Origin of the sequence: Pseudoalteromonas sp. K222D (genome assembly GCF_017653575.1) — a bacterium.
Lineage (GTDB): Bacteria > Pseudomonadota > Gammaproteobacteria > Enterobacterales > Alteromonadaceae > Pseudoalteromonas > Pseudoalteromonas nigrifaciens.
Window position 1 is genome coordinate 22,428 of record NZ_JAGGDL010000028.1, and the last position, 20,038, is coordinate 42,465.

The following is a 20,038-nucleotide window of genomic DNA, read 5'->3' on the forward strand; positions in this document are numbered from 1 at the left end:
ATAATGGCTGAGGAAGTAAAACCGGGGTTTGTCGCGCATTTAATTGAATTACGCGACCGGCTGATTAAATCACTATTAAGTATTTTAGTTATTTTTATTGCAATAGTGTATTTTGCAAACGACATTTATACATTTGTTGCAGCGCCATTAATTTCACATTTGCCAAGCACTGCAACCATGATAGCAACTGATGTCACAGCGCCATTTTTTGCCCCTTTTAAACTAACGTTATTTGTCGCATTATTTGCCTCTATTCCGTGGATATTACACCAGGTTTGGGGTTTTATAGCTCCGGGGTTGTATAAACACGAAAAACGTATGTTAATGCCAATACTCGCCTCAAGCATCTTTTTGTTTTATGGTGGTATTGCCTTTTGCTACTTTGTAGTACTGCCTATTATTTTAGGCTTTTTTACCAGTGCGGGTCCTGCAATGCTCACCTTAGCACCGGATATAAGTAGCTACTTAGGGTTTGTACTAAAACTATTTTTTGCCTTTGGTGTCGCTTTCGAAATTCCAGTAGCCATTATGCTGCTGTGCTGGAGCGGCGCTACAACAACGCAAAGTTTAAAAGAAAAACGCCCCTATATTGTAGTGGGTGTTTTTGTAGTGGCGATGTTTTTAACACCGCCCGATGTATTGTCACAAACTTTATTAGCGCTACCTATGCTTATTTTGTTTGAGCTAGGCCTAATTCTGGCTAAATTTTATACCGCTAAACCACAACAAGAATCTGAGGAATAATATGAACAAAAAACTACTCTCACTATTAGTTTTGTTAAGCGCACCGACTTTTGCAGCCACTGCTATTAACGAGCAAGCACTGCAAGCATGTAGCTTTATTGAAAACGACTTTAATCGTCTGCTTTGTTACGATAATACGGTTGCCGGTAAACCGCTGAGCAAACCTACTGTAAATAAAACACTCTCACCAACAAATACAGAAGCCACCGCACCTGTTGCTGTAGCGGTAACACAAGCAGAAGAGTTTGGTTTAGAGCATAAAAATATTGCGAAAGAAAATGACAGCTCTATTAGCTCAACTGTATCAGCCATTAAAGAAGCAGCTTATGGTGAGTTAATTATTACTCTAGAAAACGGCCAACAATGGCGCCAAATTGGATCTGACGGCATAACGCTAAAAGAAGATGACAACGTGGTTATTAGTCGTGGTGTATTTAATTCTTTTTTATTAAAAAAAGAAGGTCAAAACCGCTCTATACGCGTTAAACGTACTCAATAATGCCATACAGTTTAATTGATGCTGGGGTTAATTTAACTAACCATCAGTTTGATGAACAGCATCAAGATATTATTGCCCGCGCTAAAGCTGCGGGAGTAAAGCATATGCTGATTATAGGCTGCGATGTAGCAGCCAGTGAGCAGTCGCTTGAGCTGGCTATAGAGCATCAGCAATTTTCTACAGCAGGCGTACATCCTCACGATGCTAAATCGGCTACTGATGAGCTTGAGACGCAACTCACTCAACTTGCAAGCCATAAACAAGTTATAGCCATTGGGGAGTGCGGCCTTGATTATAACCGTGATTTTTCGCCTCGCGATGTACAACGAAGTGTACTTAGACGCCAGCTTGCCCTAGCTGAACAGCTAAACTTACCTGTATATTTGCATGAACGTGATGCCAGCGAAGACATGCTCAGTATTTTAAAAGAATTTAATGTACGCGGCGTATTACATTGCTTTACAGGTAACGCTCAGGCATTAAAAAGCTACTTAGCGTTAGGGCTTTATATAGGCATTACCGGCTGGGTTTGCGATGAACGCCGTGGAAAAGAACTACAACAATTAATCCCCAGTATCCCTCTTAATAAACTGCTAATAGAAACTGATGCGCCTTTTTTGATTCCGCGCACCGTTAACCCAAAGCCTAAATCTCGCCGTAATGAACCTGCCTTATTAACTTATGTGTGCGAAACAATTGCCCAATTATATAACCTTACTCCTGAGGCAATAGCGCAGCAAACGACTCTAAATTTTTATAATATTTTTGATTTAAAAGCTAAGTAATGAAAGTTATTGGGGTGTTATTAAGTCTATTAACTATCCTTTTTGCTGGTTTAGCAGCCGCTAATACGATAGAGATAGATGAGCAGTTTACATCTGAAAAAATAAACTCTATTTATTATTCTTTTGCGCCTACATCTATAACAACCGCCCAGCAGAGCGATCTTAAACAGTGGCAAACGTTAACCAACAAACCTCTTAATTTAGGCGTTGAACAACGCCCTGTTTGGATCCAATTTACAATTAAAAACACGCTCAATACACGTGTAACGCCAATACTCTCTATCGATAATCCGCTATTAAATGAAGTACAGGTATATCACTTACTCGATAAGCGACGATCCTCCTCAATAAATATTAATGCCCCTCCTTTACTGCCACAACAACAAATAAAAAACGAACCTTTGCTGGTAAAATTAACGCTTCCTACTCACAGTAATACCACTGTTATCGTTAAAGTGAGCAATAGCTCAGGATTACGCGTGCCTTTAACCTTATGGCAGGCAGATGCGCTCTTTACATATAAAAGTAAGCTTAATTTGCTTTACGGATTATTAATTGGCTTTGTTTTTTCTTTAGCGATTAGCTGTCTTATTTTATATGCTTTTTCGCGTAAGCAATACTTTGCTTATACGGGCGCTATAACATTAATGCTCAGCATCTTATTATATTTTATTTGTGGCTTTAGTTTCATCCACACACGTTCTGCGGGCACAGTACAACTTATGATCCCCATGTTGGTGATGCTGATAACGGTACTTTTTTTACCTCTACAGCAACAGGTATGCCAGCCTAAAACCGTTACATGGTTTAAAGTGCAAAAAATTATAATAGCTATATATGCACTGCTTATTGCGTTTATTTGGCTTTTTCCCACACTTGTTGTCACCTTATTTTGCCTTATTACCACTCCCATTGTTTTAGGCTACTATGTTGTAACAACCTTACTTTGTATTCGCCAAAACCCATCAGAACCCCAAAAAGCACTTTTGCTAGCTTTATGCAGCTTTTTAGCCGCAATTGTTTATTTTATTATTACTGTTTCAGGGCTTTATATATTTACAAACAGTAGAGTGGCTTTTGTGTTTATTTGCTCTCTTAGCTGCGCTTTCTCCCTTGGATATGCGGTGATGAAACTCTTTATTTTACAGCGCGATGAACAAGTAACTACTCAACAAACCTTAATAGCCAAAAGTGCTGCCCAAGATGCCTTATTACATGAGCGGCTATCTTTACAAGAAAGCGTGCGTCAAGAGCTCGAAACACAAGTAGATGAGCGTACTTTTGAGTTACAAGTAACACTAAGAGAACTAGAAGAAAAAAACCGTGAGCTTGAACAGCTAAACATGGAAGATCCCTTAACTGGTATTAAAAACCGACGCTTTTTTGATAAAAAATTAGTGATGGAGTTGCGCCGCTCGCGTCGCGAACAAACACCATTAAGTGTTATTATGCTTGATATAGACAAATTTAAGGTAATAAACGATACCTATGGCCACCTAACTGGCGATCAGGTTATTCGTACTGCTGCTGATACTATTAAAAAGCAATTACAACGCCCGCTTGATGAAGTAGCACGTTACGGCGGCGAAGAATTTGTGGTGCTATTGCCCAACACCCAAAATGATGGCGCGATAGCCATTGCTGAAAAAATTCGCCACGCTATTGCTACTAATAATGTGCATGTGGCTGGCACTACTATTTCATTTACAATCAGCGCGGGAGTGTATACTAGCGTTGCTGAAGATATAAATAATCCTGAAATTTTTACCGAACGTGCCGACAAAGCACTGTATTTTGCCAAGCAGCATGGTCGTAACCAAGTGATTAATTTTCCAATCCCACAATCCCAAAGTAGGAGCGTATAAATATGGCCCAATCTGGTCTAGATCTTTTCCCATATACTCGCATGCGCAGAATGCGCCGCGATGATTTTTCACGCCGTCTTATGGCTGAAAACCAGCTTAGCGTTAATGATCTTATTTATCCGGTATTTGTACTCGAAGGTAAAAACCGTCGTGAAGCAATTGAATCAATGCCCGGTATCGAGCGCTTATCAATTGACTTACTGCTTATAGAAGCCAAAGAACTGGTTGAGCTCGGTGTGCCCGCCATTGCTATTTTCCCGGTAACACCGGCCGACAAAAAGTCATTACATGCTGAAGAAGCGTATAGCGATGATGGTTTAGCACAACGTACAGTACGTGCATTAAAAGAAGCATTCCCTGAGTTAGGTGTAATTACTGATGCCGCGCTAGACCCGTTTACCACCCACGGACAAGACGGCATTATTGATGAAAGTGGCTATGTAATTAACGACATCACAACTGACATACTAGTTAAGCAAGCACTGTCGCACGCCCGAGCAGGTGCTGACGTTATTGCCCCTTCGGACATGATGGATGGCAGAATTGCCGCTATTCGCGAGGCACTTGAAGCCGATGGCTACATTCACACTCGCATTATGGCTTACTCAGCTAAATACGCCTCAAGCTATTATGGCCCATTTAGAGACGCGGTAGGCTCTGCCGGTAACTTAAAGGGTGCTGATAAAAAAACCTATCAAATGGATCCAGCTAATTCTGACGAAGCCATTCGCGAGGTCGCGCTTGATTTGCAAGAAGGCGCCGACATGGTAATGGTTAAACCTGGCATGCCATATTTGGATGTTGTACGCCGAGTTAAAGATGAGTTTGGCGTGCCAACCTTCGCTTATCAAGTAAGTGGGGAATACGCTATGCACAAAGCTGCTATTGATAACGGCTGGTTAGCTGAAGAGGCCACTATTATGGAGTCGCTACTGGCATTTAAACGTGCTGGCGCCGACGGTATTCTTACCTATTTTGCTAAGCAAGCTGCACAATACTTAGCTAAAAAGTAAGCCTTACAAGGCGGGCAACAAGCCCGCCTTACTTTATTTTTAATTACAAACTTAAATAGTGCTACATCATTTTTACGCTGCTATAACTCAACAAAAACTGCTACCTATATAACCAGTATTAGCCCTCCTCTTTGCTTTATTTAATTGGGATTAATTTTGTACCAATTAAAACCTAATATATACAAATGTAATTCAGACAAGCTTCAGTAAACTTTGTGTACTATCCGTACTAAATCTACTCACTCTCGTATTTAGCCTGTAAACAACAAAGCATACTTGAGCCTTTTTATACGTTTATTATTAAAAGTACCAATGAAACAAATTAATAAATCGATATTAATCTTAACTGTAAAAATAAGTCATGTTTTTATAAAGGAACGAAAATGAAAGCACCAATTCACCTAATATCAACATGGAAAAAAGCCTCAGTACCATTACTTAGCTTGTTTCTTGTTTTTTCAGCTCAGCAAGCATTTTCCGCTACGCTTGACGTTGCCATCCCGCAAGACAGTTTATTTGATGTGATCAGCGCCCGCGCTCAAAAATTAGCGAGTGAGGAGTATATTGCCCCTAAAAACATCGAGCTAGATGCGCTAAATAATATTGAATATCAAGATTATCGCTCTATTCGTTTTAAACAAGACAAGTCAATGTGGAAAGATGAAGGTCTTTACGAGCTACAGTTGTTTCACCCCGGCTTTTTATATAAAACACCAGTAACAATTAATACAGTTGATAGCGATTCTAAACTTAGCCGTTTGCCGTTTAGTACTGACTTTTATCAGTACGATGGTACTGCAGCACCTTTAAAAGATGAAATAGCCAAGAGTATTGCCAATAAACAATTAGGCCATGCTGGATTTAGGCTGCATTACCCAATTAATACCACTGAGTACAAAGATGAAGTAATGGTGTTTCAAGGTGCTTCTTATTTTAGAGTTGTTGGGCCTAATCAAGTGTATGGCCTATCGGCGCGAGGGTTAGCAATTGATACTGCTGAAGCGTCTGGTGAGGAGTTTCCTGTGTTTAAAGAGTTTTGGCTAGTAAAACCACAGCCAGAACAAACTAACATTATCATTTTTGCACTGCTTGATAGCCCATCGGTTGCCGGCGCCTATAAGTTTAGTATTGACCCTACCACCAACACCAGCGTTAAAGTAGATATGCAAATTTTTGCCCGTAAAGACGTGAAAAAATTAGGCGTAGCACCACTAACAAGCATGTTTTATCACGGCGAAAACAGCACTAAATTTTTTGACGATTACCGCCCAGAAGTGCATGACTCAGACGGACTGTTAACCCAATCTCAGGATAACAACTGGATTTGGCGTCCGCTTAATAATCCGTCGCAACTTAGCGTAACCTCTTTTTCATACGAGAACCCTAAGGGATTTGGCTTAGCGCAACGTGATCGTGAATTTAATAATTACTTTGATATTGAAGCGCATTATCACAACCGCCCTAGCCTGTGGATAGAGCCTGAAGGTGACTGGGGAAATGGTCGAGTAGAGCTGGTAGAAATACCGACAGATACAGAAACAAACGACAACATAGTGAGCTACTGGGTACCTGAAAAACCATTTAAAGCAGGCGATTCGTTAAAGCTAAGCTATAAAATGACCACCTTTAATGCTTACTTAACTCAGCATGATAAGGCACGCGCAGTTCGCACTCGCATTGGTAGCGCGGCATTACCGGGTGAAGATAATCCGCCACCTAAAAGCCATCGCCAATTTACGGTTGATTTTGCTGGGCCTGATATAAATAAGCTTTCAGAAAAGTTAAATTTAAATGCCGACATCCAATTAACAACGGGTGAGGTTAGAGATGTAACTGTGCAAAAATTACCTGATTCATTAGGCTGGCGAGTTGCTTTTAAAATAGCTCCACAAAACGGCAAACCTGTAGACATGCGCTTATCGTTAAAGCTGCATGATAAAGAAATTAGCGAGGTATGGAGTTATGTTTGGTATCCAAATGACATCAAGTAAACAAACCACCAAAATATCTATGCCCTTTAAGGCACTTCGTATTTGGTTATTTGCCATTGCCGCAATTGGTATATCTGCGTATGGCATCTCTATTATGTTTGAAATTTTAAACTCAAATGGTATGACACCACTTGAATATGCTTTGCTGGCATTATTTTCAATTACCTTTGCATGGATTGTTACCGCATTTTGTAGTGGTACTATAGGGTTTGTACTGCAGTTACTGCGTATTGATCCGCTTACCCTTAGGCGCATAAAACCTATAAAGCTTGATAGTCAGGCATTTTCTCAGCAAAAAACTGCCATAGTAATGCCTATTTATAACGAAGATACACACCGTGTTATTGCTGGCTTTGAAGTTAGCTTACAGTCATTAAAAGAGACTGGGGAATTAGCCAACTTTGATTTTTATTTACTCAGTGATACACAAGATCCAACAATAGCTAAAAATGAACTAAGTGCTTGGCATGCTTTGTGTGAGCGCCTAGGCGAGACATCAAAGCAGTTGTTTTATCGTCGCCGCGAAGATAATAAACACCGTAAAGTAGGTAATTTAACCGACTTTTGTGAGCGCTGGGGAAGCCAGTACGATCATATGATTGTGCTTGATGCCGACAGCGTTATGACAGGTAAATGCATGCTAGAGCTAACGGCAAGCATGATTAACAACCCGCAAGTAGGACTTATTCAAACCATTCCTATTCCGGTACGCCAAGATACCTTTTTTGGTCGTTTTTTACAGTTTGCTTCGGTACTTTATAGCCCTATGCTGGCAACAGGATCGGCATTTTGGCAAACCGATAAAGCAAACTACTGGGGCCATAATGCCATAATTAGAGTAAGCGCATTTATTGACTGCTGTGGTTTACCCACACTTAAAGGCAATGCTCCTTTTGGTGGTGAAATACTCAGCCATGACTTTGTAGAAGCATCATTACTACACAGTGCAAATTGGGAAGTATTACTACTTGCAGATATTGAAGGCAGCTATGAAGAAGTCCCAAGTAATATTTTAGATTATGCCGTGCGCGACAGACGTTGGGTACAGGGTAATATTCAACACATTGGATTACTCCCGTCACCAAAGTTAAAGCTGATGAGCAAATTTCACTTTTTACTTGGCGCTACCGCTTATATTTCGTCATTAATATGGTTACTTATGCTCGCGTTAAGTACGGTTGATGCCGTAACACGTGCTTTAAATAGCGACGTTTATTTTAACCGCGCTTATCAATTGTTCCCTACTTGGCAAATAGCTAAAACCGATTTAATTGATGCTCTGCTCTATCTTACTATTGTTATTTTATTGCTACCAAAACTAATGGGTATAATCGTAACCTTGGTGCACAGAAAAAACCGCTTCGGTGGTGCTATTAAGCTTACGTTAGGCGCAATTATAGAAACAGTTTTTGCTATTGTCATGGCTCCATTAATGATGGTGTTTCATGCTTATTTTGTTGTTTGTGTGTTTTTAGGCAAAAAAGTTAAGTGGGATGCTCAACCACGAGAAGGCCGTATGGTGCCATGGAAAGAAGCGTTTAGTTATACGTTATTTTCTACTTTGGTCGCTATTGCTTGGGGTAGCACAGCGTATTACTTCACGCCGGTATTTTTTTGGTGGCTATCACCTATATTACTAGGTTTAGTACTAGCTGCACCTATAGTGCGTTATTCAAGCAGTATAAAACTGGGGGTTAAACTCAGAAAGCTAGGTATATTTATCTGCCCTAGTGAAGTAGATAACGATACCATGCTAGAGGCACTTAAAGTGCACCTTAAAGAGATTTCGGTACCCACCGCAGGGCAATACCCTTTAACTATACCCGCATTGCCAAAAGAGCACTTGGTTACCATGCCAATACAAAGCTTTAATAAGTCACGCTCGCCAAAGATGAAAGCGCTAAAAGAAAAGCTAATTAAAAAGCTTAGCTAGCGCCACACTTTAAAATAAAAAAGGAGCTACAAATAGCTCCTTTTTTATTGTCGGCAATTAGCTGTTTACACCTTTTTTATTAATTGTATTAAATTAGTAGCGTTTATAGGCAAAGGTATACCACTCAACAATAATATCATGGAGTATAGCGCATCATCGCAATACTCCTCACACTATATAACTTTTCATACACACAGCTAAGTTAATAACTCATTGGGCTCGCTGTAATCGTTATATTTAACGCCAAATTAGCGCATGCTGGGCATTTACGCGCCGTTATTACCTAGCCTTAAAAGGAAACGCAATGCTGTAAATTTAACCTCGAAAGATAAGCACACCCTAATATATCAATTTTATTATGGGCAATAAAAAACCCGCAACATGTGCGGGTTTTTTTAAAGAGTTAAGGTGCTAATTACTTAGCAGCTTTTTTCTCTTTTTCTGCAGCGATTACAGCTTCAGCAACGTTATTAGGACATGGTGCGTAATGTGAGAACTCCATAGAGAACTGACCACGACCTGATGTCATTGTACGTAATGAACCGATGTAACCGAACATTTCTGATAACGGTACGTCTACTTTAATGCGAACGCCAGTTAAACCAGGCTCTTGGTCTTTCATCATACCACGACGACGGTTAAGGTCACCGATTACGTCACCTACATGATCTTCCGGCGTGAACACGTCAACTTTCATGATTGGCTCAAGAAGTTGTGCACCCGCTTTAGGGATAGATTGACGGAAAGCACCTTTAGCAGCGATTTCGAACGCGATTGCTGATGAATCCACTGCGTGGAAGCCACCATCAAAAAGCTCAACTTCAACGTCAAGTACTGGGAAGCCAGCTAGAACACCAGTGCCCATCATTGACTTAAAGCCTTTCTCAACTGCAGGCCAGAATTCTTTAGGTACGTTACCACCAACAACAGATGATTTAAACGTGAAACCAGAAGCAACTTCGCCTGGCTTAATACGGTAATCAATTTTACCGAACTGACCAGAACCACCAGACTGTTTCTTATGCGTGTAGCTATCTTCAATTTCTTTAGTGATAGTTTCACGGTAAGCAACCTGTGGTTGACCAACAATAAGGTCTACACCGTAAGTACGCTTAAGGATATCTACTTTGATATCTAAGTGAAGCTCGCCCATTCCTTTAAGAATAGTTTCGCCTGAATCTTCATCAGTCTCAACTTGGAAAGATGGATCTTCTGCAACCATTTTACCGATAGCAACACCCATTTTCTCATTACCGCCTTTATCTTTAGGCTGTACAGCAATCGAGATTACTGGAGTTGGGAATACCATTGGCTCAAGTGTTACTGGGTGCTTAGGATCACATAATGTGTGACCAGTTTGCACGTTTTTCATGCCTACGATAGCAATGATGTCACCAGCTTGTGCGCTAGCTAATTCATTACGGTCATCTGCTTGCATCTCAACCATACGGCCAACACGCTCAGTTTTACCAGTAAACGCATTAAGGATAGTGTCACCCTTGTTTAGTTTACCTGAGTAAATACGTACGAATGTTAACGCACCAAAACGGTCATCCATTATTTTGAATGCTAACGCTTTAAATGGTAGGTCTGTAGATACGATAGCGAATTCGCCGTTTTCATTACCTTCTTCATCCATAAGAGGTTGAGGATCAACTTCTGTAGGAGATGGTAAGTAATCAACAACTGCGTCAAGAATAAGCTGCATACCTTTGTTTTTGTATGCTGAGCCACAGTATGTTGGGAAGAAAGCAAGGTCACGAGTACCTTTACGAATACAACGCTTCACATCTTCAATTGAAGGGATTACACCTTCCATGTACGTTTCTAGTAGCTCATCGTCTTGCTCAACAGCAGTTTCGATAAGTAACTCATGGTATTCCTCAACTTGGTCAACCATGTCTGCAGGAACGTCTTCAATAGTGTAGTTCTCTGGAAGACCAGTCGCATCCCAAACATATGCTTGCTTGGTTAGAACGTCAACAACACCAACAAACTCATCTTCTCTACCGATTGGTAAAGTCATGATTAATGGAGTTGCACCAAGTACTTTTTGTACTTGATTAGTTACACGGAAGAAATCAGCACCCATACGGTCTAATTTGTTTACGAAAATAACACGTGCTACACCTGACTCATTCGCATAACGCCAGTTAGTTTCTGATTGTGGTTCAACACCACCAGAGCCACAGAATACACCGATGCCGCCATCTAATACTTTAAGTGAACGGTAAACTTCAACAGTGAAGTCAACGTGTCCAGGAGTATCGATAACGTTAAAACGGTGATCTTTCCAGAAACAGCTTACAGCCGCAGACTGAATAGTAATACCGCGCTCAGACTCTTGATCCATGAAATCTGTAACTGATGTGCCATCGTGCGTGTCACCACTTTTGTGGATTTGACCAGTAAGCTTTAGTATACGCTCAGTGGTGGTAGTTTTACCCGCATCAACGTGCGCGAAAATACCAATGTTTCTGTACTTCGATAAATCTGCCATTAGTTTACTCTTAATAAAGTCGAAAAATTATTCGGCCAGAGTATAACATCACTTAAAGCGAACATCACCATAGAAGTCGCTTAAAATGCAGCCAATTATATAAAAAAAATGATCCATCCTTTGAAATAGCTATTTTTTGTAGTGCGAGCGAGCGATCTATTTACCTAATGAGGCCTTACCTTACTCTGTACTCTTTATTTTATTGGCATATTTTATAGCAACGCTCTGGACGACCAATACTACCATAGCTTTGATCAGCTCTAACCTGCTCTGCTTCAAGCATGTATTCTAGATATCGGCGAGCAGTCAATCGGCTTACACCCACTAAATCACCCATTTGCTGAGCTGTAAATGCTGTTTCTTTATGTTTATTAAATGCAGTTATTATTTTTTTTAAGGTAAGCGAGTCGACTCCTTTGGGTAAGCGTGTTGTGGTACTAACACGCTCTTTTGAACCAAATAGGGTATCAACCATAGACTTCGTCACCTCAACAGCAGCCGAAAAACATTGTTGGCGAGCTTCAAAACGTGCCAGAGCTTGATCTAACCTACTTAACATGAGTGGTTTTATAATAAATAAATTGGTAGCTTTTTAAGTTATAAAAAACCCGCAACAATGCGGGCTTAATTAATAAGCTATTATTAAAATGTCATTTCGGGTGTGTTTTTAGGGATAATTAAACGCCCCTGTGTTTTCGCTTGAATTTCTTCTACGCTCACTCCGGGGGCGCGCTCTAATAAATGAAATGCACCATCTTTAATTTCCAGTAAGGCCAAGTCGGTAATTACTTTATTAATACACCCCACACCGGTGAGCGGTAAGCTGCACTCACTGAGTAATTTTGACTCACCATGCTTATTAGCGTGGGTCATGGTACAAATAATGTTTTTTGCACCAGCCACTAAATCCATCGCACCGCCCATACCTTTTATTAACTTATTGGGGATCATCCAGCTAGCAATATTGCCGTTTTGGTCAACCTCAAAGGCACCCAATACGGTTAAGTCAACATGACCGCCGCGGATCATCGCAAAGCTTTCGGCTGAGTTAAAAATTGCTGCGCCAGTGGCGGCAGTAACGGTTTCTTTACCGGCGTTTATCATATCAGCATCGAGCGCATCGGCAGTAGGATACTGCCCCATACCCAGTAGGCCATTTTCTGATTGCAGCATTACTGCAATATTATCGGGGACATAGTTAGCTACTAAGGTAGGAATACCAATGCCTAAATTAACGTAATAGCCATCTTGTAATTCCATCGCGACTCGCTTGGCGATTTGTTCACGTGTTAATGCCATTAGCTTACTCCTTATTGCTTTGCTGCTTGGGTGGTCACTTTTTCTATGCGTTTTTCAAACACCCCTTTTATAACCCGATCGATATAAATACCGGGAGTGTGTATTTGGCTTGGCTCTAACTCCCCAGGCTCTACAATTTCTTCTACTTCGAGTACAGTTATCTTACCTGCGGTGGCGGCCATAGGATTAAAGTTCATCGCGGTATGGCGATAAATACAATTACCAAAGCGATCCGCTTTCCAGGCTTTTACAATGGCAAAGTCACCGGTAATACTGTGTTCTAACAAGTAGTCTCGACCATTAATATTGCGCGTTTCTTTGCCCTCAGCCACTGGCGTGCCTACTCCAGTGGCGGTATAAAAAGCAGGAATACCTGCACCACCAGCGCGCATTTTTTCAGCCAGTGTACCTTGTGGAGTAAGCTCTACATCTAGCTCACCACTAAGTAGTTGCTGCTCAAATAAGGCATTTTCGCCCACATACGAGGCCACCATTTTGCGTATTTGTTTATCCTCTAGTAACACGCCTAAACCAAAACCATCTACGCCACAGTTATTAGACACCACAGTTAAGTTACGAATACCTTGGCGTTTAATTTGGCCAATAAGTCCCTCCGGTATACCGCACAAGCCAAAACCACCGGCAATCACTGTCATGCCATCCTCAAGCCCTGCCATTGCTTCGCTGTAACTGCTTACTACTTTATCGAATCCTGCCATTGTTAGCTCCTATTGTGCGGTCCAGCCGCCATCTATTGCTATAGCTTGTGCGGTAATGTTTCGCGCCGCATCAGCCATTAAAAAGGTTACCGTATGGTGTATTTCATCTAAACCAATAAAGGCTTTTTTAGGCATGGGTGCTAGCATAATAGTATCGATAACTTGTTGCTCAGATAAACCATGCTCTTTGGCTTGTGCGGCAATTTGCTGCTCTACTAGCGGAGTTTTCACATACGCGGGGCACACGGTATTAATGGTTATATTGGCATCTCCTGTTTCAAGCGCTATGGTTTTACTAAAGCCAATTAAGCCATGTTTGGCGGCCACATAGGCCGACTTATATTTAGAGGCCACCATGGCATGAATAGAGCCAATATTAATAATTCGGCCAAAATTTTGTTCGCGCATTTTAGGCAATACCGCTTGGGTCATCATTGCGGGCCCAACGAGCATTACTTGCTGCAAAAATTGCCATTTATCAGCCGGAAATTCTTCAAGCTTTGCTACGTGCTGAATGCCGGCATTATTTATAAGTACATCAACAGCTTGCGGTAACTGCTTAAAAAAAACGGTAATTGCCTCGCTGTCGGCCACATTTAATGCATAACCTTGGGCTTTCCCGCCATTAATAACAATATCTTCTGCCGCTTCTTTTGCGTGCGCTGCATTTAGGTCGGTTACTATAATATGATGACCCGCTGCGGCTAATTGCTGTGCTATATATAAGCCAATACCGCTGGCTGCACCGGTTATTAAAATTGTTTTGCTCATGCAGGCCTCCTAGTTGGCTAAAAACTCACTAATTTGCTGCGCTTTAGGCGTAATCGAAAATAGCCCATCTAAATGACCCCAGCCTCCCGCAATTTCAGAAATAGTAACCTCCTTACCTAGTTCATCCATTATTGAGTGCATTTTGCGGACATTTTCGGGACGTAGTAATAAATCGTTAGTGGCAGGTAGCAATAAGGTTTTTGCCTGCACCTTTTTTAGGGCATCAGTTAAATTGGCTGATCTACCTGCGGTAAATAACTGCGATGCTCGCACTAAGTACAACACATGGTTTGCATCTTGTAGCTTAGCTTTAGCTAATGCTCTAGCCTCTAAAACCTGGTTTACTTTTGGTAAGGTACGAATATCTTGCAGTGCGTCGTCATCTAGCACCTCAAAATTTGGGAAACTAGCGTTATAAATAAGCGGATGCATAGCATCTTGGGTAATGTTTAGTAGCGTAGCGGTAAGCCCTGCAAGCGGGCGCTCTTTATTATAGTAATTACCTTGCTGCCAGTTTTTATCTAAACGAATTGGCATAGCCCACTTTTCTAGTGCCGACACAGTCCATGCATCCATGGTTGCCGCACCAATTACATGTACTAAGCGCTCTACTTGCTCTGGATAACGTACCGCCCACTCCAGTGCCTGAAACGATCCCATTGAGGCACCTATTACGGCATGCAGTTTGTTAATACCTAAACTATCGAGTAAGCGTTTTTGCACTTCAACAAAATCAGTAATGGTCACTACCGGAAAATCAAGGCCATACGGTTTACCTGTTGCCGGATTAGTTGATGCAGGGCCAGTCGTAATTACATTAGGATCGTGCCAATTGGCATTAACTAAAGTGTCTGAGCTAATTACAAAGTATTTATTAGTGTCGATTGCTTTACCTGGACCAATTAACGCATCCCAATAACCCGCCAAGGCATCATCGGCTTTATATTTACCAGCTGCATGCGACGTGCCCGAAAAATAATGCGTAATTAGTACCACATTATCTTTAGCTTTATTTAAAGTACCGTAGCTCTCCCAGCCTACGTCTACTCGGCTAAGCGTAACTCCCGACACAGTAGTAAAATTTTTAGTGGTAAAATGTTGTTTTTCAACCAACATAGGCGCTGTTTTATCATTGCTATAAGCAACTGTGCTTACTATTAACAGCAGTACACTCATTATTAATTTAGTTTTCATTGTTATCCCTTAAAAGAAAATAAATAAGCCAATTGCTAATGCAACCCCAATTAGCGGTACTACGGTTGTTAACGCAGCCATAGACCAATAAGCACGCTGATGTGTTTCTTTACAAATAGCGCGGATCAAAGTAACTACATAACCATTGTGCGGCAAGGTATCTAGCGCACCTGAACTAATAGCTACCACGCGGTGTAGTTGCTCTGGGTTAACCCCCATATCTATATATCCTGGAGCAACCAGTGGTAATGCAATAACTTGCCCTCCTGAGGCAGAACCCGTTAGCCCCGCTATTACACTTACCGCTACGGCCGCGCCTACTAGCTCATTACCTGGCATATGGGTCATTACTTCAACCGCGGCAGTAAATGCTGGTGACACTTTGGCAACTGCACCAAACCCAACCACCGCGGCTGTATTTCCTATTGCCACTAATGCCCCGGTTGTTCCTACATTTACAGCGCCAGCCAGATCATGAAAGTACTTAAAGTTAATTACCATAATACTCAGCACGCCACCTAGTAGGGCAATAATAAGCGCGGTTTGTTGTAATGTATCATGTAAAGTGAATGACAATAGCAGCACCACTAATAGCGGAATAAGCCCAGTAATAGGGTGTGGCCTTTTACGATCAACCACGCTTGGATCGTCATCGCGCTCTTCAAAATGCTCACCATTGGCAAGCGCTTTTTTTATCATTTTATTGAGCCAATAATAGCCAAATGTCGCCATAAAAATAGCCACCACTAGGCTTACTTCCCATGCGGCATAGGGGGAGGTGCCTAAATATTTTATTGGGATCCAATTTTGAATTTCGGGCGATCCTGCCGAGGTCATAGTAAAAGTAACCGAGCCAAAAGCCAGCGTAGCCGGAATAAAGCGCCGTGGCAGGTTTGCGTCTTTAAATAAGCTAAGCGCCATCGGGTACACCGAAAAAGCCACCACAAATAAACTAACACCACCATAGGTTAATACCGCACACGCTATCACTATTGCTAAAACAGCATGTTTCATACCTAATTTGCCAACTATATAACTGGCCACACTATCGGCAGCGCCGGTGTCTTCCATAAACTTACCAAATAGTGATCCCAGCAAGAACATAAAAAACCATGCACTTAAAAAACTAGCAAAACCATCCATATAAGCATTAATAAAATTAATATCGGCCGTGACAGGAAAAATTGCCATGTCGCTACTCAGTGCTACAAGTAACGCGCATAGCGGTGCGGCTATAAATAAATTTACCCCGCGCAAAGTTAAAATAATCAGCAGTATTAAACCACCTACTAGCCCTATCATGCTCAGCATAAGCTTTCCTAAAGTTATTGTTATTACAAAGATGAGGTGACATCGCAGTAATGTTAATTATATTGTTGCTTATTTGTAATTAAATACATAGCACTATGGTACTACATAGTTATATTTAGGCTTGCAGGCATTGTTATATATGGGTTTAACCTAGGTATAGCACTATGGTACTAATTCATTTTTTGTAACAATCTTCTAAAGTAGTTAACAGGTGACATGAGCAATGAGTAAAGGTCTGCAGCAATCTTAGTAGTTAGCGATGGCGAGGCTTAAACAACGGCACTTAGGTATAGGCAAATAAATAGCTGGTATTTATTCCGTTGGCATTAATCACAACAATAAAAGGTAATCAACATGATAAAGCTCAATAAAAAAGTCGCACCCGTTACACTCGCTGTGTCATTGGCGCTGATCGGTGCAAATAGTTATGCAGCAGAACAACAAACTAACCAAGTTAACAAAGGCGAGCTAGAGCGCATTGAAGTAACGGCGCGTAAAACGGTAGAAAACTTACAAGAAGTACCGGTAGCAGTAACCTCTATTGGCGCACAAGAACTGGCTGAAAACGGTATTAGTGTAATGACCGAAGTACAACAATTTTCGCCTAACACTACACTGCAATCTAGCCGTGGTACTAACTCAACTATTACTGCATTTATTAGGGGTGTAGGCCAACAAGATCCGCTATGGGGATACGAAGCCGGTGTAGGTATTTATATAGATGACGTATACATAGCGCGTCCACAAGGCGCGGTACTTGACTTGCTCGACGTGCAACAAATTGAAGTCCTACGCGGCCCGCAAGGCACGCTATATGGTAAAAACACTATTGGCGGCGCAATTAAATACGTCACCAAAGAAATGGATGGCGATGCAACCCTTAACATTAAAGGCACGGTAGGTAGTTATGGTCAAAAAGATCTAAAAGTTACCGGGCAACTACCGCTTATTGATGAAAAGCTCTATGTTGGCTTTGGTTTTGCTACTTTAAACCGCGATGGTTTTGGTGAGTTTTTAACCTCAGATTTAACCAATCAAGATCGTGAAAACTACAACAAAGACGTAACCGCAGCCCGCGTTACCCTAGAGTACACGCCAACAGATGACTTATTTTTTAAACTTGCTTGGGATAAAACCAAAGACACCTCAAACTCAAAAGGCGGCTATCGTTTACTACCTAGTATACTCACTGACGCTCCAGTACCCGACAGCGTATACGACTCTTACACCAGCTTACCTACCTGGAACGAAGTAGAGCTTGAAGGTTATAGTTTTACCGCACGTTGGGATATGAGTGACAGCACAAGCATTAAATATGTTGGCGCCAGCCGAGATGGTTACTCGCCAACCAATATCGACTTTGATAACACCTCAAAGCGTATTTTTGATGTACCCGCTATATATGAAGATGAGCAAACCACTCACGAAATACAGCTAAATCATCAAGGCGATAACTATAAATTAGTGTCGGGCTTGTATTACTACGATGGCGAGTCGTGTGGCCAGTTTGAAGCCATACTCGAAGAATTTGGTAAATCTTTAAACTTACCAGGTTTAACTCGTGAAGTAAGTGGTTGTAGTAACTCAACAAGTAAAGCTGCCTATATTCAAGGCTCTTACGACTTTGATAACAAATGGTCAATGACCCTAGGCGCGCGTTATACCAAAGACAGCAAAGAAGCGATTGTAAATAATGGCCTCATATTCGACACTGTTTACCCTGAGTCGGGCTGGATCCCAGGTTATGTTCGCCCAGAAGGACAACTAGTACCTACCGTACTAGATGATAGCGAAGATTGGTCGCGCTTTACCCCAAGAGCGGGCGTTGAGTACCAATACAGTAACGATATTATGTTTTTTGCCAGTTACGCCCAAGGCTTTAAGTCGGGTACATTTAACCCAAGAGCCACCACGCCTGAACCAGCAGCAAAGCCAGAAGTTGTTGATTCATTTGAATTTGGTATGAAAAGCGAATGGAATAATAACTTACGCGCAAACATAACCTTGTTTACCCTTGATCATAAAGACCGCCAGTATATTTCGGTACTCCCAGGCGACAGCGGATCTGACCTAAACCAACGTTTAGGTAATATTGGTGAATCAACATCAGATGGCGTAGAAATAGAGCTTAACTATGTTGCTACTGAGTCACTAAGCTTTAATGCCTCAATTGGTTATATAGACAGTAGCTTTGATAACGTAATTGATTTTGACCCAAATACCGGCGCAGCCTTTGATAAATCTGATCGCTTTAGCGTATCAAACACGCCAGACTTAACCTTTAACTTAGGCGCTACGTACCGCATGTACACAGATATGGGCGACTTTGTAGTTAATGGTAATTACTACCACCGTGGTGATTACGCCTTATTTGAAGAAGACAGCCTACTAACTCAAGACGCGTACGGACTGCTTAATCTAGGCGTTACTTGGTACAGCGCCGACGGCCATTGGACCGCTGGTGTATATGGTAAAAACCTCACCAATGAAGAATACATGATTGGCGGTTACCAGTTTGTAGCACCCGATCCGAGTGATCCAACGAATGTAAGCAAATACCAGCCTGGTTTAGGCGGTGATAATACCTTAATTGGCTACTTTGGCGACCCACGTACTGTGTCGTTAACTGTTGGCTACCGCTTCTAGTCTTTATTATGTGAAAGGTTTGTCTGTGTTATCCCCAACAGACAAACCTTGTTTCACGGTGCAAAATCACTTATAACTAAATGTATTGGAGAATATTTGGAATGTCTTTTGCTGTGAATACCATAATTGCCGACGACCACCCGTTGTTTAGAAGTGCATTACGCCAAGCAGCCGCAACCTGCGTTCCTGAAGAGCATATACAAGAAACCAGCGACATAGACGGACTGTTTGCCTTACTCAAAATACACCCAGAAATAGAACTTATATTTTTAGATTTAACCATTCCCGGTGCTAATGGCCTACAAGCGCTATCGCAACTACGTAATCATTACCCCGACATTTTAGTAATTATGGTTTCTGCCAACGAAACTCCCAGCATTATAAAACAAGCTATGAGCTTAGGTGCCGCAGGTTATATTCCTAAATCATCATCGCTCGATATAATAGGCGAAGCTATTGGCCATGTACTCAATGGCGACACTTGGCTGCCCGCAGATATTGATTTAACCGACGTAGTTGTTAATGACGAGCAAAGCAGCTTTGCCCTAAATCTCGAAAAGCTTACCCCGCAACAATACCGCGTACTTGCCATGATTGCCGACGGTTTACTGAATAAGCAAATAGCTTTTGAAATGTCGATTCAAGAAACCACTATTAAGCAGCATGTTTCTGCTATTTTACGCAAACTCAACGTTTATAACCGCACCCAAGCTGGCATTTTATTTAACCAGCTATCGCAAGTCGGTAAGTTAGAAGTAAACTAGCCCA

16 protein-coding genes are annotated in these 20,038 nt (G+C 41.5%); 9 read left to right on the forward strand and 7 right to left on the reverse strand.

The features are described from left to right. The first annotated feature begins 3 nt into the window (after positions 1-3). The 7 genes from tatC to mdoH all read left to right on the forward strand — a co-directional run bounded on the left by tatC (position 4) and on the right by mdoH (position 8,830). Entirely contained in the window at positions 4-744 is a 741-nt protein-coding gene (gene tatC / locus J5X91_RS13320) for a twin-arginine translocase subunit TatC (protein WP_208834998.1), read from the forward strand. Between the two features lies 1 nt (position 745). Next, on the forward strand, positions 746-1,243 hold the full coding sequence (locus J5X91_RS13325; protein ID WP_011329557.1) for a hypothetical protein: 498 nt from the start codon (positions 746-748) through the stop codon (positions 1,241-1,243). Then, a complete protein-coding gene (locus J5X91_RS13330; RefSeq protein ID WP_208834999.1) occupies positions 1,243-2,028 on the forward strand; it encodes a TatD family hydrolase in 786 nt (261 codons plus the stop codon). The genes J5X91_RS13325 and J5X91_RS13330 overlap by 1 nt, the downstream gene beginning before the upstream one ends. Then, on the forward strand, positions 2,028-3,893 hold the full coding sequence (locus tag J5X91_RS13335; RefSeq protein ID WP_208835000.1) for a diguanylate cyclase: 1,866 nt from the start codon (positions 2,028-2,030) through the stop codon (positions 3,891-3,893). Before J5X91_RS13330 ends, J5X91_RS13335 begins: the two co-directional genes overlap by 1 nt. Positions 3,894-3,895: 2 nt before the next feature. Further along, the gene (gene hemB, locus J5X91_RS13340) at positions 3,896-4,906 is read left to right on the forward strand and encodes a porphobilinogen synthase (RefSeq protein WP_011329560.1); all 1,011 of its coding nucleotides are present in this window, start codon (positions 3,896-3,898) and stop codon (positions 4,904-4,906) included. A 383-nt stretch (positions 4,907-5,289) separates the two neighbouring features. Continuing rightward, the gene (locus J5X91_RS13345; RefSeq protein WP_182678397.1) at positions 5,290-6,897 is read left to right on the forward strand and encodes a glucan biosynthesis protein G; all 1,608 of its coding nucleotides are present in this window, start codon (positions 5,290-5,292) and stop codon (positions 6,895-6,897) included. Then, positions 6,869-8,830 carry a glucans biosynthesis glucosyltransferase MdoH gene (gene mdoH / locus J5X91_RS13350; RefSeq protein ID WP_089368883.1) on the forward strand — a complete coding sequence of 654 codons (1,962 nt, stop codon included), beginning with the start codon at positions 6,869-6,871 and terminating at the stop codon, positions 8,828-8,830. Before J5X91_RS13345 ends, mdoH begins: the two co-directional genes overlap by 29 nt. A gap of 415 nt (positions 8,831-9,245) precedes the next feature. On the opposite strand, the gene fusA is transcribed toward mdoH, so the two are convergent. The 7 genes from fusA to J5X91_RS13385 all read right to left on the reverse strand — a co-directional run bounded on the left by fusA (position 9,246) and on the right by J5X91_RS13385 (position 16,624). After that, positions 9,246-11,330: an elongation factor G gene (fusA, locus tag J5X91_RS13355; RefSeq protein WP_011329565.1), complete on the reverse strand. Its 2,085-nt coding sequence runs from the start codon at positions 11,328-11,330 to the stop codon at positions 9,246-9,248. Positions 11,331-11,529: 199 nt separating this feature from the next. Next, entirely contained in the window at positions 11,530-11,889 is a 360-nt protein-coding gene (locus J5X91_RS13360; protein WP_208835001.1) for an HTH domain-containing protein, read from the reverse strand. An 83-nt stretch (positions 11,890-11,972) separates the two neighbouring features. Then, positions 11,973-12,629, reverse strand: a complete 657-nt coding sequence (locus tag J5X91_RS13365) for a 3-oxoacid CoA-transferase subunit B (protein ID WP_024594936.1) — start codon at positions 12,627-12,629, stop codon at positions 11,973-11,975. Between the two features lie 11 nt (positions 12,630-12,640). Next, positions 12,641-13,348, reverse strand: a complete 708-nt coding sequence (locus J5X91_RS13370) for a CoA transferase subunit A (RefSeq protein WP_011329568.1) — start codon at positions 13,346-13,348, stop codon at positions 12,641-12,643. A gap of 9 nt (positions 13,349-13,357) precedes the next feature. Continuing rightward, positions 13,358-14,119, reverse strand: coding sequence for a 3-hydroxybutyrate dehydrogenase (locus tag J5X91_RS13375; RefSeq protein WP_208835002.1), 762 nt, complete (start codon positions 14,117-14,119; stop codon positions 13,358-13,360). A 9-nt stretch (positions 14,120-14,128) separates the two neighbouring features. Then, positions 14,129-15,313: a homoserine O-acetyltransferase gene (locus J5X91_RS13380; RefSeq protein WP_182678405.1), complete on the reverse strand. Its 1,185-nt coding sequence runs from the start codon at positions 15,311-15,313 to the stop codon at positions 14,129-14,131. A 9-nt stretch (positions 15,314-15,322) separates the two neighbouring features. Continuing rightward, positions 15,323-16,624 (reverse strand): SLC13 family permease, encoded by a 1,302-nt coding sequence (locus tag J5X91_RS13385; protein ID WP_011329571.1) that lies wholly within the window; start codon positions 16,622-16,624, stop codon positions 15,323-15,325. A 354-nt stretch (positions 16,625-16,978) separates the two neighbouring features. Between J5X91_RS13385 and J5X91_RS13390 the strand changes: the two genes are divergently transcribed. Both J5X91_RS13390 and J5X91_RS13395 read left to right on the forward strand, forming a co-directional pair. After that, positions 16,979-19,270 (forward strand): TonB-dependent receptor, encoded by a 2,292-nt coding sequence (locus J5X91_RS13390; RefSeq protein ID WP_058374420.1) that lies wholly within the window; start codon positions 16,979-16,981, stop codon positions 19,268-19,270. A gap of 101 nt (positions 19,271-19,371) precedes the next feature. After that, complete coding sequence (locus J5X91_RS13395) at positions 19,372-20,034, forward strand: response regulator transcription factor (RefSeq protein ID WP_011329573.1); 663 nt, start codon at positions 19,372-19,374, stop codon at positions 20,032-20,034. Positions 20,035-20,038 lie beyond the last annotated feature (4 nt).

Coding starts and splice junctions, on each gene's coding strand:
- tatC (WP_208834998.1), top strand. CDS start 4: ATGGCTGAGGAAGTAAAACCGGGGTTTGTCGCGCATTTAATTGAATTA.
- J5X91_RS13325 (WP_011329557.1), top strand. CDS start 746: ATGAACAAAAAACTACTCTCACTATTAGTTTTGTTAAGCGCACCGACT.
- J5X91_RS13330 (WP_208834999.1), top strand. CDS start 1,243: ATGCCATACAGTTTAATTGATGCTGGGGTTAATTTAACTAACCATCAG.
- J5X91_RS13335 (WP_208835000.1), top strand. CDS start 2,028: ATGAAAGTTATTGGGGTGTTATTAAGTCTATTAACTATCCTTTTTGCT.
- hemB (WP_011329560.1), top strand. CDS start 3,896: ATGGCCCAATCTGGTCTAGATCTTTTCCCATATACTCGCATGCGCAGA.
- J5X91_RS13345 (WP_182678397.1), top strand. CDS start 5,290: ATGAAAGCACCAATTCACCTAATATCAACATGGAAAAAAGCCTCAGTA.
- mdoH (WP_089368883.1), top strand. CDS start 6,869: ATGTTTGGTATCCAAATGACATCAAGTAAACAAACCACCAAAATATCT.
- fusA (WP_011329565.1), bottom strand. CDS start 11,330: ATGGCAGATTTATCGAAGTACAGAAACATTGGTATTTTCGCGCACGTT.
- J5X91_RS13360 (WP_208835001.1), bottom strand. CDS start 11,889: ATGTTAAGTAGGTTAGATCAAGCTCTGGCACGTTTTGAAGCTCGCCAA.
- J5X91_RS13365 (WP_024594936.1), bottom strand. CDS start 12,629: ATGGCATTAACACGTGAACAAATCGCCAAGCGAGTCGCGATGGAATTA.
- J5X91_RS13370 (WP_011329568.1), bottom strand. CDS start 13,348: ATGGCAGGATTCGATAAAGTAGTAAGCAGTTACAGCGAAGCAATGGCA.
- J5X91_RS13375 (WP_208835002.1), bottom strand. CDS start 14,119: ATGAGCAAAACAATTTTAATAACCGGTGCAGCCAGCGGTATTGGCTTA.
- J5X91_RS13380 (WP_182678405.1), bottom strand. CDS start 15,313: ATGAAAACTAAATTAATAATGAGTGTACTGCTGTTAATAGTAAGCACA.
- J5X91_RS13385 (WP_011329571.1), bottom strand. CDS start 16,624: ATGCTGAGCATGATAGGGCTAGTAGGTGGTTTAATACTGCTGATTATT.
- J5X91_RS13390 (WP_058374420.1), top strand. CDS start 16,979: ATGATAAAGCTCAATAAAAAAGTCGCACCCGTTACACTCGCTGTGTCA.
- J5X91_RS13395 (WP_011329573.1), top strand. CDS start 19,372: ATGTCTTTTGCTGTGAATACCATAATTGCCGACGACCACCCGTTGTTT.